Annotated in this window: 16 protein-coding genes; 14 read left to right on the forward strand and 2 right to left on the reverse strand. The window is 58.9% G+C overall.

The features are described 5' to 3' along the window. From fghA to rpoS, 7 genes are all read left to right on the forward strand, one after another. Positions 1 to 846, forward strand: a complete 846-nt coding sequence (fghA, locus tag ACZ3HH_RS12705; RefSeq protein ID WP_367374353.1) for an S-formylglutathione hydrolase — start codon at positions 1 to 3, stop codon at positions 844 to 846. A gap of 212 nt (positions 847 to 1,058) precedes the next feature. Then, on the forward strand, positions 1,059 to 1,532 hold the full coding sequence (gene ispF / locus ACZ3HH_RS12710; RefSeq protein WP_465805023.1) for a 2-C-methyl-D-erythritol 2,4-cyclodiphosphate synthase: 474 nt from the start codon (positions 1,059 to 1,061) through the stop codon (positions 1,530 to 1,532). Next, positions 1,529 to 2,587, forward strand: coding sequence for a tRNA pseudouridine(13) synthase TruD (gene truD, locus ACZ3HH_RS12715; protein WP_465805025.1), 1,059 nt, complete (start codon positions 1,529 to 1,531; stop codon positions 2,585 to 2,587). The genes ispF and truD overlap by 4 nt, the downstream gene beginning before the upstream one ends. Then, positions 2,575 to 3,324, forward strand: a complete 750-nt coding sequence (surE, locus tag ACZ3HH_RS12720; RefSeq protein WP_465805027.1) for a 5'/3'-nucleotidase SurE — start codon at positions 2,575 to 2,577, stop codon at positions 3,322 to 3,324. Before truD ends, surE begins: the two co-directional genes overlap by 13 nt. Positions 3,325 to 3,365: 41 nt before the next feature. Next, on the forward strand, positions 3,366 to 4,001 hold the full coding sequence (locus tag ACZ3HH_RS12725) for a protein-L-isoaspartate(D-aspartate) O-methyltransferase (protein ID WP_177318845.1): 636 nt from the start codon (positions 3,366 to 3,368) through the stop codon (positions 3,999 to 4,001). Between the two features lie 211 nt (positions 4,002 to 4,212). Then, positions 4,213 to 5,070 carry a peptidoglycan DD-metalloendopeptidase family protein gene (locus ACZ3HH_RS12730; protein ID WP_465805029.1) on the forward strand — a complete coding sequence of 286 codons (858 nt, stop codon included), beginning with the start codon at positions 4,213 to 4,215 and terminating at the stop codon, positions 5,068 to 5,070. Between the two features lie 106 nt (positions 5,071 to 5,176). Further along, positions 5,177 to 6,184, forward strand: coding sequence for an RNA polymerase sigma factor RpoS (gene rpoS / locus ACZ3HH_RS12735; RefSeq protein WP_007907200.1), 1,008 nt, complete (start codon positions 5,177 to 5,179; stop codon positions 6,182 to 6,184). Between the two features lie 483 nt (positions 6,185 to 6,667). Here the strand turns inward: rpoS and fdxA are convergent, their stop codons facing one another. Both fdxA and mutS read right to left on the reverse strand, forming a co-directional pair. Continuing rightward, positions 6,668 to 6,991, reverse strand: coding sequence for a ferredoxin FdxA (gene fdxA / locus ACZ3HH_RS12740; RefSeq protein ID WP_003222178.1), 324 nt, complete (start codon positions 6,989 to 6,991; stop codon positions 6,668 to 6,670). A gap of 142 nt (positions 6,992 to 7,133) precedes the next feature. Next, entirely contained in the window at positions 7,134 to 9,713 is a 2,580-nt protein-coding gene (gene mutS / locus ACZ3HH_RS12745; RefSeq protein WP_465805033.1) for a DNA mismatch repair protein MutS, read from the reverse strand. Between the two features lie 200 nt (positions 9,714 to 9,913). Between mutS and ACZ3HH_RS12750 the strand changes: the two genes are divergently transcribed. From ACZ3HH_RS12750 to ACZ3HH_RS12780, 7 genes are all read left to right on the forward strand, one after another. After that, a complete protein-coding gene (locus ACZ3HH_RS12750; protein WP_460148330.1) occupies positions 9,914 to 10,648 on the forward strand; it encodes a LexA family transcriptional regulator in 735 nt (244 codons plus the stop codon). 503 nt (positions 10,649 to 11,151) lie between these two features. Then, a complete protein-coding gene (locus tag ACZ3HH_RS12755) occupies positions 11,152 to 11,340 on the forward strand; it encodes a Com family DNA-binding transcriptional regulator (RefSeq protein ID WP_465805354.1) in 189 nt (62 codons plus the stop codon). Between the two features lie 7 nt (positions 11,341 to 11,347). Beyond that, entirely contained in the window at positions 11,348 to 11,929 is a 582-nt protein-coding gene (locus ACZ3HH_RS12760) for a DUF642 domain-containing protein (RefSeq protein WP_465805035.1), read from the forward strand. Positions 11,930 to 12,052: 123 nt separating this feature from the next. Beyond that, positions 12,053 to 12,400, forward strand: a complete 348-nt coding sequence (locus ACZ3HH_RS12765) for a phage holin family protein (protein WP_038979169.1) — start codon at positions 12,053 to 12,055, stop codon at positions 12,398 to 12,400. 128 nt (positions 12,401 to 12,528) lie between these two features. Beyond that, the gene (locus ACZ3HH_RS12770; RefSeq protein ID WP_465805037.1) at positions 12,529 to 13,113 is read left to right on the forward strand and encodes a phage tail terminator protein; all 585 of its coding nucleotides are present in this window, start codon (positions 12,529 to 12,531) and stop codon (positions 13,111 to 13,113) included. Further along, a complete protein-coding gene (locus ACZ3HH_RS12775) occupies positions 13,110 to 13,292 on the forward strand; it encodes a DUF2635 domain-containing protein (protein ID WP_007907211.1) in 183 nt (60 codons plus the stop codon). Before ACZ3HH_RS12770 ends, ACZ3HH_RS12775 begins: the two co-directional genes overlap by 4 nt. Next, positions 13,292 to 14,788 (forward strand): phage tail sheath subtilisin-like domain-containing protein, encoded by a 1,497-nt coding sequence (locus tag ACZ3HH_RS12780; protein ID WP_465805040.1) that lies wholly within the window; start codon positions 13,292 to 13,294, stop codon positions 14,786 to 14,788. The genes ACZ3HH_RS12775 and ACZ3HH_RS12780 overlap by 1 nt, the downstream gene beginning before the upstream one ends. Position 14,789: the final 1 nt, after the last annotated feature.

Here is a 14,789-nt window from a genome sequence, read left to right on the forward strand (position 1 = left end):
ATGAGCCTGGAAAATATCTCCTGCCAGAAAAGCTTCGGCGGCTGGCACAAGCGCTATCGGCACCGCTCCGACGTGCTCGGTTGCGACATGGTGTTTGCCGTGTACCTGCCACCGCAAGCGGAGCAGGGCGGTAAACTGCCGGTGCTGTACTGGTTGTCCGGCCTGACCTGCACCGACGAGAACTTCATGCAAAAGGCCGGCGCCATGCGCATGGCCGCCGAGCTGGGGCTGATCATCGTCGCACCGGATACCAGCCCTCGCGGTCCTGATGTGCCGGGTGATCCGGACGGCGCCTGGGACTTCGGTCTCGGTGCCGGGTTTTATCTGAATGCCACGCAGGAACCGTGGTCCCGGCACTATCGGATGCATGACTATGTCGTGCAGGAACTGCCGGCATTGGTCGAAGCGCATTTCCCTACGTCGGACAAGCGCGGCATCAGCGGTCACTCCATGGGTGGCCACGGCGCGCTGGTCTGCGCGTTGCGCAATCCGGGGCGTTATCTGTCGGTGTCGGCGTTCTCGCCGATCAACAATCCGATTGATTGCCCTTGGGGCCAGAAAGCCTTTTCCCGTTACTTGGGAGAAGACCGTTCGAAGTGGCGCGAATGGGATGCCTGTGCATTGATCGCCGAGGCTGACGAGAAGCTGCCGCTGCTGGTGGATCAGGGCGATCGCGATGATTTCCTGGCCACCCAGCTCAAGCCTGAAGCCTTGCAACAGGCCGCCAAACTGGCGGGTCATCCGCTGACGTTGCGACTGCAACCGGGCTACGACCACAGTTATTTCTTCATCGCCAGCTTCATTGACGACCACTTGCAACATCACGCGCGCGCTCTAGGCGCGTAGGGTCTGTTGACGTTCGGTGACGGCCGCGTTGCGCGCCAAGTTGCGCGATGCTGCGTTGCGGGATTTGCCAAGGGAACAACCATTGGCTGCATCCCGCGCCTTGCCTCGCACAACTTGGCACTGCAACGCGGCTCGCCACCAAACGTCAACAGACCCTAATATCTGACAAAGCAGGTAGAATCACGCCCTGACAATAATCGGGGCGTTTTTTTATGCGTATTGGCCACGGCTACGATGTGCACCGTTTCGCTGAAGGCGATTTCATCACACTGGGCGGCGTGCGGATTGCACACAGCTTCGGGCTGCTCGCCCATTCCGACGGTGATGTCCTGCTGCACGCCTTGAGCGACGCGTTGCTCGGTGCTGCCGCGCTGGGTGATATCGGCAAGCACTTCCCGGACACCGACCCGCAATTCAAGGGCGCCGACAGCCGTGTGCTGTTGCGTCACGTCGTCGCACTGATCCACGCCAAAGGCTGGAAAGTCGGCAACGTCGATAACACCATCGTTGCCCAGGCCCCGAAAATGGCCCCGCATATCGAATCGATGCGCGCGCTGATTGCCGCGGATCTTCAAATTGAGTTGGATCAAGTGAACGTGAAAGCTACCACCACCGAAAAGCTTGGCTTTGTCGGTCGCGAAGAAGGCATTGCCGTGCACTCCGTTGCCCTGTTGCTGCGCGCATGAACGAACTGCAATTGCTCGGCCCTCGGGCCTATGGTCAAACCCTCGGCAGCGCGGTACTGAAAGCCACGGCGGAAGATTTCCAGGTCGACGAAGTCCTTGATATTCCCCTGAGCGGCGACGGCGAACACCTGTGGATCTGGGTGGAAAAGCGCGGTCTGAATACCGAAGAAGCGGCACGGCGCATCGCCAAGGCGGCGGGTGTGCCGTTGCGCACCGTCAGCTATGCCGGCCTCAAGGACCGTCAGGCGCTGACTCGCCAGTGGTTCAGCGTGCAACTGCCGGGCAAGGCCGATCCTGATCTGTCGGCGGCGGAAAACGACACGCTGAAAATCCTCAAGACCGGTCGGCATAAACGCAAACTGCAACGCGGTGCCCATTCGGCCAACGGCTTCACCTTGCGCTTGACCCAGTTCGCCGGTGACAAGGCGGCGATCGAAGAGCGTCTGCAACTGATCGCCAAGCAAGGTATTCCCAATTATTTTGGCACCCAGCGGTTCGGCTTTGATGGCGGCAACGTGATCGACGCCCGTGCCTGGGCGGCGCGTAAGGCTCTGCCAGAACAACGCAACGTGCGCTCGCGGCTGCTCTCCACCGCCCGCAGTTTTCTGTTCAATCAAGTGTTGGCGGCGCGTGTCGCCGATGGCACTTGGCAGCGCGCTCAGGTGGGCGATCTGCTGGCGTTCACCGACAGCCGCAGTTTTTTTCCAGCAGGTGTTGCCGAATGCAGCGACCCGCGCTTGGCGATTCTGGACCTGCATCCGACCGGCCCGCAGTGGGGCGAAGGTGACTCGCCGGCGTCAGGCGCTGTCCATGAATTGGAGCAGGCAATCGCTGCACGCGAAGCGGATCTGCGCGATTGGTTGATTAACGCCGGAATGAGCCACGAACGTCGCATCCTGCGGCTGCCCATTGGTGGGTTGACGTGGCATTATCCCGAGCCTGACATTCTGCAACTGGAATTCGTCCTGCCGGCCGGATGCTTCGCCACCGTATTGGTGCGTGAACTCGTCGATCTGGTGCCGGTGGGGCAGACGGACAGCCCATGCGTATTCTGATTTCTAACGACGATGGGGTAACCGCACCCGGTCTCGCCGCGCTTTATGCTGCGCTGGCGGATTACACCGAATGCGTGGTTATCGCCCCGGACCAGGACAAAAGTGGCGCCAGCAGCTCGCTGACGCTCGACCGTCCATTGCACCCGCAAACCCTGGCCAACGGCTTTATCAGCCTCAACGGCACACCCACCGACTGCGTGCACCTGGGGCTTAACGGCTTGCTGGAACTCGAGCCGGACATGGTGGTTTCCGGCATCAATCTGGGTGCCAACCTGGGGGACGACGTGCTGTATTCCGGCACTGTGGCGGCGGCCCTTGAGGGGCGTTTCCTTGGGCGTCCTTCGTTTGCCTTTTCATTCGTCTCACGGCAAGTAGAGAACCTTCCCACAGCTGCCTATTTTGCGCGCAAACTGGTAGAGGCTCACGCGGACCTTGATCTGCCACCGCGCACGGTACTGAACGTGAACATTCCCAACTTGCCGCTGGAGCACATCCGCGGTATCCAGTTGACCCGTCTCGGCCATCGCGCCCGCGCTGCGGCACCGATGAAAGTGGTCGACCCGCGCGGTAAACCCGGTTATTGGATCGCCGCAGCGGGCGACGCTGAAGATGGCGGCCCGGGCACCGATTTCCACGCGGTGATGCAAGGCTACGTTTCAATCACGCCACTGCAACTGGATCGCACCTTTAATGATGCCTTCAAAAGTCTCGATGGCTGGCTGGAGGGTCTGCGTTAATGGCTCGTGAACAAGACCATATTCTGCATCGCGGTATAGGGATGACCTCCCAACGAACCCGTGAGCGTCTGATTCAGCGCCTCTATGAAGAGGGAATATCCAACGCCAAGGTGCTGGAAGTCATCCGCCGTACACCTCGTCATCTGTTCGTCGATGAGGCGCTGGCCCATCGAGCCTATGAAGATACTGCGCTGCCGATCGGGCATAACCAGACAATCTCCCAGCCTTATATGGTGGCGCGCATGAGCGAGCTGCTGCTGGAAGCCGGTCCGTTGGACAAGGTCATGGAAATCGGTACCGGTTCGGGTTACCAGACGGCCGTGTTGTCGCAATTGGTCGAGCGGGTTTTTTCCGTGGAGCGCATCAAGGTGCTGCAAGACCGGGCCAAGGAGCGCCTGGTGGAACTGAATCTACGCAACGTGGTATTTCGCTGGGGCGATGGCTGGGAAGGCTGGCCGGCACTGGCGCCATACAACGGCATCATTGTCACCGCCGTGGCCACCGACGTGCCTCAGGCATTGCTCGATCAGTTGGCACCGGGTGGGCGATTGGTGATTCCGGTCGGCTCCGGTGAAGTTCAACAATTGATGTTGATCATCCGTGAAGAGCAGGGCTTTTCCAGGCGTGTTCTAGGGGCGGTGCGTTTTGTGCCATTGCTCAATGGGCCGTTGGCCTGAGCATTTGTTTCCGCGCGCTGAATTCTCTTCGATTGCCCGGGTCTTACAGCGGCATCAATGAGTTAAACGCAATTCATCGTCAAACAGCAAACGTATGCGCAAAGCGAATCCGCTTCATTAAAGGTAAAGCCTGTTCGGCCCGTTATACTTGCGACATTTCGTGCCGGAGCACGGCAATCCATATTTTCAGCCACCACAAAGGGAGCGGCGGGTGAGTCTCACAGTCATTGCGCAGCGAATGGGTATAACGAGTTTTCAGCGTCTGGTGACTGGCCTTGTCTTGAGTACCTTGCTGGTCGGATGTTCCAGCACCAAATCAGGTAGTGCGAACGTCGTCGATCGTAACAACGCGGTCGCCCAGCGTCCGGCCGTGACCACCGGCCAGTACGTTGTCCGACCCAAGGACACCTTGTTCTCCATCGCCTTTCGCTATGGTTGGGACTACAAAGCCCTCGCGGCTCGGAACAACATTCCTACGCCTTACACGATCCATCCGGGTCAGACAATTCGCTTCGACGGTCGTAGCGGTTCAACGCCGACGGCGGTAGTGAGTTCGTCCAGTTCCTCACCTTCGTCGTCGAGTAAAACCACCGTCATTCGGCGCCAGGCAAATGGCGCGACGACCAGTACAACAGTGCTTGCACCGTCCGTCGCCAACAAGCCGGCACTCGCTCCATTGCCTCCTGCCGGTCCGGCCCCGACAGGCTGGGGGTGGCCTTCTAATGGCATTCTGATTGGTAAATTCTCTTCAAACGGTAGTTTGAATAAAGGAATTGATATCGCCGGAGATTTGGGACAGCCTGTTTTAGCTGCGTCTGATGGGACGGTGGTATACGCCGGGAGTGGCTTAAGGGGCTACGGCGAATTAGTCATCATCAAACACAGCGATACCTACGTCAGTGCCTACGGACATAACCGCAGGCTGTTGGTTCGGGAGGGGCAGCAGGTCAAAGTCGGACAGACAATTGCCGAAATGGGGTCAACGGGTACAGACCGGGTGAAACTGCATTTTGAGATTCGCCGACAAGGTAAACCTGTAGATCCGCTGCAATTCCTGCCACGTCGTTGATTTGTTAGCCAGCCTGTTCCGTCACGTAGAGGGAACAGGCTCCAGCGTTGCCAGGGATAAAGGCGCCGCTTGAGCTTGAGGTCGAACTCACCAAAGGACTATAACAATGGCTCTCAGTAAAGAAGTGCCGGAGTTTGACATCGACGATGAGGTTCTCCTGATGGAGACCGGCATCGCCACGGATTCGATGTCGAATGATGAAGGGGATGCACCACCTTCCGTTCGTGCCAAATCCAAACACTCCGCTTCGCTTAAGCAACACAAGTACATCGATTACACGCGGGCACTCGATGCCACGCAGCTGTACCTCAACGAAATCGGCTTTTCCCCATTGCTCTCCCCGGAAGAAGAAGTTCATTTTGCGCGCTTGTCGCAAAGTGGCGATCCGGCCGGGCGCAAACGCATGATTGAAAGCAACCTGCGGCTGGTGGTGAAAATCGCCCGACGTTACGTCAATCGTGGGCTGTCGCTGCTGGACCTGATCGAAGAGGGCAACCTCGGCTTGATCCGGGCAGTGGAAAAGTTCGATCCAGAACGTGGCTTCCGCTTTTCGACTTACGCCACTTGGTGGATTCGTCAGACCATCGAGCGCGCGATCATGAATCAGACCCGGACCATCCGGTTGCCGATCCATGTGGTCAAAGAGCTCAACGTGTACTTGCGGGCTGCACGAGAGCTGACTCAAAAGCTCGATCACGAACCCTCACCCGAAGAAATCGCCAACCTGCTGGAGAAACCGGTAGGCGAGGTCAAGCGCATGCTCGGCCTGAACGAGCGGGTTTCTTCGGTCGACGTCTCGCTGGGTCCTGATTCGGATAAAACCCTGCTGGACACCCTTACCGACGACCGCCCGACCGATCCATGCGAACTGTTGCAGGACGACGACCTGTCACAGAGCATCGATCAGTGGCTCTCGGAGCTGACCGACAAGCAACGCGAGGTGGTCGTACGCCGCTTCGGCTTGCGAGGTCACGAGAGCAGCACACTTGAAGACGTAGGCCTGGAAATCGGCTTGACCCGGGAGCGGGTCAGGCAAATTCAGGTTGAAGGCCTCAAGCGTCTTCGGGAGATTCTCGAGAAAAATGGCCTGTCGAGCGAGTCGCTGTTCCAATAAGCAACTCGTTCAACCGGTACAAAAAGCCCCAACTGGTTTGGGGTTTTTTGTTGCCGGAAATATGAGAAGTGCGTTGTTTTTTGCACCACCTCAGGTTTGTAGTCTCGTGTTGTAAGTCTTTGCTTACTCTTTCGTAAGTGTTCGTTATTTTTACACCCTGGCAGTTGTCTATTTAACCTGTGATGTTTATTTATATTATTGATTTATATGAGTATTTTTTTAGATTAACGGCATGTGACAGGCGATTTCAACGACAAGGGTCGATTGCTCTTGGTGGGGAATTCTCTAGTATCTGAACTGTGTCGACGGATAGACACGCCCTTCAAGGAAGAGGGGAAGGGACATCGCAGGAAGCGGTTCATCAGGACGATGAAAAGGAACACAAGGAATAGGGAAAAAATGTGGGCGGGTCATACCGCCCCTTTTTTTGCCTGCAGAAAAGCAAAAAGGCCCACAAGGGGCCTTTTCGGGAACGCGGTTTGATCAGCGTTCGAGGTCTTTGATCTTGCCTTTGACGCCATCCCACTCTTCGGCATCAGGCAACGATTCTTTCTTCTCGGTAATGTTCGGCCAGATTTCAGCCAGCTCAACGTTCAGCTGAATGAATTCCTGCATATCTTCCGGAACTTCATCTTCGGAGAAGATGGCCACGGCAGGGCATTCGGGTTCGCACAGTGCGCAGTCGATGCACTCATCCGGGTGAATCACCAGGAAGTTCGGGCCTTCGTAAAAGCAGTCCACCGGACAGACTTCTACGCAGTCGGTGTACTTGCACTTGATGCAGTTGTCGGTGACGACGAAGGTCATTTCTAATTCTCTCCTCAGGCGGCGGCAGCGGAGCCCCTTCAGGACGGGGTCGCCAGGTTCGGGAGCGATAGTCTGCAGGCCAGGCTATTAGCCTGCAGCATCCCAAACCGCGCGAGATTCTAACAGCTTGCAGGCAAGTGCGTTAGATCCGTGTCTTTAATGTATAGAGCATTTCGAGCGCACGACGCGGTGTCATGTCATCCAGATCAAGTTTGGCCAGTTCATCCAGCACCGGGTGCGGCAGGCTGGCGAACATGTCGCTCTGCTGCGGCGTGACCGGTTTGCCCTTCGCTGGCTTTGGAACTTCATGAGGCAGGGCTGTGGATTCCAGTCGGCTCAGATGCTCGCGAGCACGCACGATCACTTCGCTCGGCACACCGGCCAACTGCGCAACCGCCAGGCCATAGCTCTGGCTGGCAGGCCCGGGCAACACGTGGTGCAGGAACACGATGCGTTCGTTGTGCTCAGTGGCATTGAGGTGCACGTTGGCCACCAGCGGCTGGGCTTCCGGCAGCACTGTCAGCTCGAAATAGTGGGTAGCGAACAGTGTGTAGGCCCGCAGGTGCGCCAAGCGTTCTGCCGCGGCCCAGGCCAGGGACAGACCGTCGAAGGTGCTGGTGCCGCGACCGACTTCGTCCATCAGCACCAGGCTGCGTTCGGTTGCGTTGTGCAGGATGTTCGCGGTTTCGCTCATTTCGACCATGAAGGTCGATCGTCCACCCGCCAGGTCATCGCTGGAACCGATCCGGGTGAAGATTCGGTCTACCAAGGACAATTCGCAACTGGCCGCCGGCACGAAACTGCCGATATGCGCCAGCAGTACGATCAATGCGGTCTGACGCATGTAGGTGGATTTACCGCCCATGTTCGGACCGGTGATCACCAGCATGCGGGTATTGTCGTCAAGGCTCAGGTCGTTGGCCACGAACGGCGTGGTGAGAACTTGCTCGACCACCGGGTGACGACCCTGGGTGATGCGCATGCACGGTTCGCTGACGAAACGCGGGCAGTTCAGGTCCAGATTCAGTGCACGCTCGGCGAGGTTGCTCAGCACGTCCAGCTCGGCCAGGGCTGCGGCGGTGTCCTGCAACGGTGGCAGTTGGCTGATCAAATCTTCGAGCAGCGCTTCGTAGAGCATCTTCTCCCGGGCCAGGGCGCGGCTCTTGGCTGACAGCGCCTTGTCTTCGAACTCTTTCAATTCCGGGGTGATGAAGCGCTCGGCGCCTTTGAGGGTCTGGCGACGTATGTAGTCCGCCGGTGCCGATTCGGCCTGCTTGCTCGGCAGTTCAATGAAGTAACCGTGAATGCGGTTGTAGCCGACCTTGAGGTTGGCCAGGCCGGTGCGGGCCTTCTCGCGGGCCTCGAGGTCGATCAGGAACTGCCCGGCGTTTTCGCTGAGCGATTGCAGATCGTCCAACTCGGAGTCGTAACCGGTTTTCAACACGCCACCGTCACGGATGACTGCGGGCGGGTTGTCGATAATGGCTTTTTCCAGCAGCGCCGCCAGTTCCGGATAGGTGCTGGTGGTGGTGGCCAGTTGAATGATGTGCGGAGCTTCAAGCTCGGCCATCGCTACCTGCAACTCTGGCAGTGCACCGAGGGCATCGCGCAGACGCGCCAAGTCACGAGGACGGGCATTGCGCAGGCCGATCCGCGCCAGAATCCGCTCGATGTCACCGATTTCCTTGAGCTGCGGTTGCAGTTTCTCGAAGCGGTAACCATCGAGCAGGCAGGTAATCGAAGTCTGGCGCGCCAGCAATACGGTCAAATCCCGCAGCGGACGGTTCAGCCAGCGAGTCAGCAAGCGGCTGCCCATGGCGGTCTGGCAGCGGTCGACCACCGATTGCAAGGTGTTGTCACGACCGCCGGCCAGGTTGGTATCCAGTTCCAGGTTGCGACGGCTCGCGCCATCCAGCACCACAGTGTCGTCCAGGCGCTCATGACGCAGGCTGCGCAAGTGCGGTAGGGCGGTGCGCTGGGTTTCCTTGGCGTAGCTGAGCAGGCAACCGGCAGCGCCGATCGCCAGGGTCAGGTTCTCGCAGCCGAAACCTTTCAGGTCCTGGGTGGAAAACTGCTGGCAAAGACTTTTCAACGCCGAGTCGCGCTCGAAATCCCACGGTGCACGGCGACGAACCCCACGGCGCTTTTCCGCCGGCAGGTCTTTCGGCCAGTCATCCGGGATCATCAGCTCTACCGGATTGACCCGCTCCAGTTCCGCCAGCAGGTTTTCCCAGCCTTTGATCTCCAGCACAGTGAAGTTGCCGCTGGTGATGTCCAGCACGGCCAGACCGAACAGACGCTCGTCGCCCAGCACCGCTGCGATCAGGTTGTCCCGACGCTCATCCAGCAGCGCTTCATCGCTGACCGTGCCGGGGGTGATGATCCGCACCACCTGACGATCCACCGGGCCTTTGCTGGTGGCCGGGTCGCCGACCTGCTCACAAATCACCACCGACTCGCCGAGCTTTACCAGTTTCGCCAGGTAACCTTCCGCGGCGTGGTAAGGAATCCCACACATCGGAATCGCCTGACCCGCCGATTGCCCACGAGCCGTCAGGGTGATGTCCAGCAACTTGGCGGCCTTCTTCGCGTCTTCATAGAAGATCTCGTAGAAGTCGCCCATGCGATAGAACATCAGCTGGTCAGGGTGCTGGTTCTTCAGGCGCCAGTACTGCTGCATCATTGGGGTGTGGGAAGACAGATCGGAGAGGGCTTTATTCATCGGAAATTCAGGAAAACTCGTTGAAAGGTGTAGGGCAAAGGAGGGGCATCGGCCCGGCTTTTCCGCGATGGGCGCAAGGTTAACATGGGCAGTCCGACCTACGCAGGCATGAAAGCTCCACGGCACATTTCTGCTGGCTATGCACGATCTATGCAAATCAGCATTTGTCTTCCGAAAAAAGATCAAGCACTATGCGCGTTATGCAAAAACGCAATGTTTCTACCGTCTTAAGAGCGCTGCTCGATCAGCACGGGATCTCCCCCACGGAGCTTCACCGTCGCACCGGCGTGCCTCAATCCACTCTCTCGCGGATCCTCAGCGGGAAGATTGTCGATCCTTCGGATAAACATATTTCGAAGATTGCCGAATACTTCGCCGTGAGCACCGATCAGTTGCGTGGCCGTGTGGATGTCGCACACGCCGCCAGCGCTGGGCGCGATGAGTCGCATTCGGAACTCAAGGACATAAGCCTGTGGGACGACGATACGCCAGTCGATGACGACGAGGTGTCGGTCCCCTTTCTTCGCGAGGTTGAATTGGCTGCTGGATCAGGAAGATTCGTCATCGAAGAAAGCGAGCGCTCTAGCCTGCGCTTCGGCAAACGCAGCTTGCGCCACAACGGTGTGCAGTTCGACCAGGCTAAATGCGTCACCGTGCGCGGCAACAGCATGTTGCCGGTGCTGCGCGATGGCGCCACGGTCGGGGTGAATGCCGGTAAATGCGGGATTGGCGACATCGTCGACGGCGACCTGTACGCCATCAATCACAACGGCCAGTTGCGGGTGAAACAGCTATATCGCCTGCCGACAGGGATTCGCCTGCGCAGCTTCAATCGCGATGAGCATCCGGACGAGGACTACAGCTTCCAGGAAATCCAGGAGGAGCAAATTGTCATCCTCGGTCACGTCTTCTGGTGGGGCATGTACGCCCGTTAACCTCACCGCTGTCAGATAAAACCCGCTGTCCGGCGGGTTTTTTTTCGCCTGCCAAAAACCGCCAACGCCTTTGTCTGTGGGGCTTCAATGCGTTCGTGCATTTCATATGCATAAATAAATGCATTTATGCATTGACTGTATATGCATCCATGCATATTCTTTGTCTCAAGCAGCTCAACAAAGCGGCTCGAAACGAAGTTCTTTAGTTCCACCACAAAGGCAGCGATGAACCGGCCTCAACGGTTCAGAGGGTTGGCAACTGACCCGGGTGTGCAGCGTAAAGCACCAGAAGCAGTTATCCGGCGGGCAGGGACCGCGGTCGGAAAAACAATTTGAATGGATCCGTACCGCGCCAGTAGCGCCGAAAGATCGCACAAGTGCATTACTGAAAAGCCTGGGCGACCGGGCTTTTTGGAATGCCTGGCTCATCAGGCACATCAAGCCTCGTCTCGGCATCGCCAGAGCAACAGGAAGGATCCGGCAGAAATCAAAAGGCATTGCAGATGTTGAAAGATTGCAGATGTGGATATTGCAAAAGACTTCTCGCCCGAATGGGTGAATACACCGAGCTCCAGATCAAATGTTCCCGATGCGGGACGCTGAATCATGTGAAGGCCACGAGCCTCGAGCGATCGCCTGTGAGCGACATGAGCGTTGCATCAGCAGCGCAATCAACTCAGTTAACTCAATAGGTGAACCATGAATAGTTTCAAGAAATACGTTGCCCCGCTGTTGCTGTCCGCTGCTCTGCTCGGCGCTGGGGGCAACGCTGTTGCCGCCAACCTTTTGGTCAACGGCAGCTTTGAACAGCCAGGCTGCAGCGGTAGTTGCATATTGGATACCACGGAGCAAGCCAACTTCATCACGGGTTGGACGACGTTTCTGTCCGGTGCCGAGTACTTCAATATGCCCGCCTCGATCGGCGGTTCTGTCGCCGCGGATGGCGTTGTGATTGTCGACCTGGCCAACTACGTTTATGGCAACGGCGGCGGCATTCAGCAGAACTTTGCCACCACGGTCGGCGCCCAGTACCGATTGACCTTCAGCGCGGGTAATTCGCGCTACGCCGGTCGCTCCGGCGACGGTGTCATCCAGGTGAAAGTGGCTGGGCAAACCGTCACCTTCAACACCCCGTCCGCTGACGGTACAACAGTCGAGTGGAGCACCATTACTTACGACTTCACCGCCACCACGGCTCAAACGACCCTGGCCTTCTCCAACGAGCAGAACCCGTACGCCAACTTTGCCTTTATCGACAATGTGATTGTTGAGCCTCTTTAAAACCCCTGACATCAACAGTGCTGGCAGTCGTTTCTCTGCGCTTGAGCGGCGACTGCTGATCACCAAGACTGCATCCGAAACACACCACCCAATCACTCATCAATCACCCCCAGGAGGCGTGACATGACAAACGAGCAACAAGCGTTGCTGGACATGCCGATCTGGCTGGTCATCGTCCTCGCCCTGGTGGGCGGGGTGTCCGGCGAAATGTGGCGCGCCGACAAGGAGGGCGCCCGTGGCTGGTCGCTGCTGCGGCGCCTGGCGCTGCGCTCCGGGGCCTGCATGATCTGCGGGGTCTCGGCCATCATGCTGCTGTACGCCGCCGGCGTGTCGATCTGGGCCGCGGGTGCGTTTGGCTGCCTGACGGCAATGGCCGGGGCGGACGTGGCCATTGGGCTTTACGAGCGTTGGGCGGCCAAGCGGATTGGCGTTTGTGAAGTTCCACCGCGTGATACGTCTCAGGATCATTGAGCCCTTAATCTCAAGGAGCGTCATCCACAGTGCATAGCGCACTGACCCGCAAGGATGCGGGTTTCCCACGGCCAGTACCGTTCACTCAAACCCGCCGCCGCGGGTTTTTTATTGCCCGGTGAAGAATCATGAAGATCACAGCTCTGATCACGCAGCTGCGTGAGCAATGCCCAACCCTGGCCAATCGAGTGGCCGCCGGCATCGACCTCGCCACGCTGCAAGCCAATACCTCGCTGCAAACACCTTGCGCCTATGTGGTGCCGATCGCCGATCTGGCAAGCAAAAGCCTCGCGCAAAACCTGATGCTGCAACCGATCCGCGACCGCTTCGAAGTGACGCTGGTACTCGACACCACGGACGCTACAAAAGCGCTGGATCTGTTGCATGACCTACGCGCCGAACTCTGGCGCGCACTGGTGGGTTTCAAGCCCGGCAGCGACTACGAGGCCATCGAGTACGACGGTGGCGAACTGGTTTCCATCAACAGCAGCCGCGTGCTGTATCGCCTGCGCTTTTTTGCCGAATTCCAGCTCGGTCGCAATTTGCCGGGTCAGCCGGCGGAGAGTTGGCACGAGCGTGAACTGGACGGCTTGTCGTCCTTTACCGGGGTCACCGTGCGGGTCGATGCGATCGATCCGGCGGACCCCAATCTGCAACGCCCAGGCCCCGACGGGCGCCTGGAACTGACTTTCTCTGGAGACGTAACCCCATGAGCAAACGCATCACCGTGCTGCCGGCCCCGGGCCGTGTCGTGCCGGATCCGGAAGCGGGCGATCTGTTGCCCCTCGAGGGCCGTGAAGTGCCGGACAACGCCTGGTGGCGTCGACGTCTGGCCGATGGCGATATCACTACCAAAGCCGTGAAAGCGGCGAAACCACAGGGAGCCAAATAATGGCGATCGGATTCAGCAACATCCCCGCGGACATTCGTGTTCCGCTGTTCTACGCCGAAATGGACAACTCGGCCGCCAATAGCGCGTCGTCGGCCATGCGCCGCCTGATCGTTGCTCAGGTCAACGACAACATCGCGCCGGCCGACGTCGGCAAACTGGTGTTGGTGTCCAGCGTGGCGCTGGCCAAAAGCATTGGCGGCCAAGGCTCGATGCTCGCCTCGATGTACGAAACCTGGCGCAAGACCGACCCGATCGGCGAGATCTGGTGCCTGCCGCTGCACAACACTGAAGGCAGCATTGCCAAAGGTGTGCTGACCCTGACCGGTGCGGCGACTCAAAGCGGTGTGCTCAACCTGTACGTCGGCGGCGTTCGCGTTCAGGCGGCCATCGTCAACGGTGCCACTGCGGCGCAAGCGGCCACAGCCCTGGCGCTGAAAATCAATGCCTCTGCCGATCTGCCGGTCAGCGCTGCAGCGGTCGACGGTGTGGTCACCCTGAGCGCCAAATGGACGGGCGACAGCGGCAACGACATCAGTCTGCAATTCAATCGCCTGGGCAAGAGCAACGGCGAAGAAACCCCGGCCGGCCTGACCGCAGCCATCACCGCCATGACCGGCGGTGCCGGTGTGCCGGATCAAGTGGCCGCCGTGGCGGCACTGGGCGATGAACCGTTCGAGTTCATCTGCATGCCGTGGTCGGATCTGTCGACCCTCAACACCTGGCAAGCCGTCATGGATGACAGCACCGGTCGGTGGTCCTGGGCCAAGCAATTGTTCGGTCACGTCTACAGCGCCAAGCGCGGCACCATCGGTACTCTGGTGGCGGCCGGTCAGGCGCGTAACGACCAGCACATGACCCTCCAGGCGCTGGAACCGGGCGTACCGCAACCGTTCTGGATGCAGGCCGCTGCACTGGCTGCACGCACCTCGGTGTTCATCTCTGCCGACGCCAGCCGTCCGACCCAAAGCGGCAGCCTGCCAGGTCTCGACCCGGCACCAGCGAGCGAGCGTTTCACCCTGACCGAGCGTCAGTCGCTGCTTAACTACGGCATCGCCACCGCGTACTACGAAGGCGGCTACGTGCGCATTCAGCGGTCGATCACCACCTATCAGAAGAACGCCTACGGCCAGGCAGACAATTCCTACCTGGACAGCGAAACCATGCACCAGTCGGCGTTCATCGTGCGTCGTCTGCAAAGCGTAATCACCAGCAAATACGGTCGCCACAAACTGGCCTCCGACGGCACCCGTTTCGGCGCCGGCCAGCCCATCGTCACCCCAAGCACCATTCGCGGTGAGCTGATCGCCCAGTACGCCAAGCTCGAACTGGAAGGCCACGTGGAAAACGCCGAACTGTTCGCCGAACACCTGATCGTCGAGCGCGATGTTCAGGACCCGAGCCGGGTCAACGTGCTGTTCCCGCCGGATTACATCAACGGCCTGCGCGTGTTCGCGCTGCTCAACCAGTTCCGTCTGCAGTACGACGACGCAGCCTGAT

This window comes from Pseudomonas sp. PME37.24/025, assembly GCF_055556615.1.

Bases quoted from the DNA above. Each gene is read 5' to 3' on its own strand.
- fghA (WP_367374353.1), top strand. From the start codon at position 1: ATGAGCCTGGAAAATATCTCCTGCCAGAAAAGCTTCGGCGGCTGGCAC.
- ispF (WP_465805023.1), top strand. From the start codon at position 1,059: ATGCGTATTGGCCACGGCTACGATGTGCACCGTTTCGCTGAAGGCGAT.
- truD (WP_465805025.1), top strand. From the start codon at position 1,529: ATGAACGAACTGCAATTGCTCGGCCCTCGGGCCTATGGTCAAACCCTC.
- surE (WP_465805027.1), top strand. From the start codon at position 2,575: ATGCGTATTCTGATTTCTAACGACGATGGGGTAACCGCACCCGGTCTC.
- ACZ3HH_RS12725 (WP_177318845.1), top strand. From the start codon at position 3,366: ATGACCTCCCAACGAACCCGTGAGCGTCTGATTCAGCGCCTCTATGAA.
- rpoS (WP_007907200.1), top strand. From the start codon at position 5,177: ATGGCTCTCAGTAAAGAAGTGCCGGAGTTTGACATCGACGATGAGGTT.
- fdxA (WP_003222178.1), bottom strand. From the start codon at position 6,991: ATGACCTTCGTCGTCACCGACAACTGCATCAAGTGCAAGTACACCGAC.
- mutS (WP_465805033.1), bottom strand. From the start codon at position 9,713: ATGAATAAAGCCCTCTCCGATCTGTCTTCCCACACCCCAATGATGCAG.
- ACZ3HH_RS12750 (WP_460148330.1), top strand. From the start codon at position 9,914: ATGCAAAAACGCAATGTTTCTACCGTCTTAAGAGCGCTGCTCGATCAG.
- ACZ3HH_RS12755 (WP_465805354.1), top strand. From the start codon at position 11,152: ATGTTGAAAGATTGCAGATGTGGATATTGCAAAAGACTTCTCGCCCGA.
- ACZ3HH_RS12760 (WP_465805035.1), top strand. From the start codon at position 11,348: ATGAATAGTTTCAAGAAATACGTTGCCCCGCTGTTGCTGTCCGCTGCT.
- ACZ3HH_RS12765 (WP_038979169.1), top strand. From the start codon at position 12,053: ATGACAAACGAGCAACAAGCGTTGCTGGACATGCCGATCTGGCTGGTC.
- ACZ3HH_RS12770 (WP_465805037.1), top strand. From the start codon at position 12,529: ATGAAGATCACAGCTCTGATCACGCAGCTGCGTGAGCAATGCCCAACC.
- ACZ3HH_RS12775 (WP_007907211.1), top strand. From the start codon at position 13,110: ATGAGCAAACGCATCACCGTGCTGCCGGCCCCGGGCCGTGTCGTGCCG.
- ACZ3HH_RS12780 (WP_465805040.1), top strand. From the start codon at position 13,292: ATGGCGATCGGATTCAGCAACATCCCCGCGGACATTCGTGTTCCGCTG.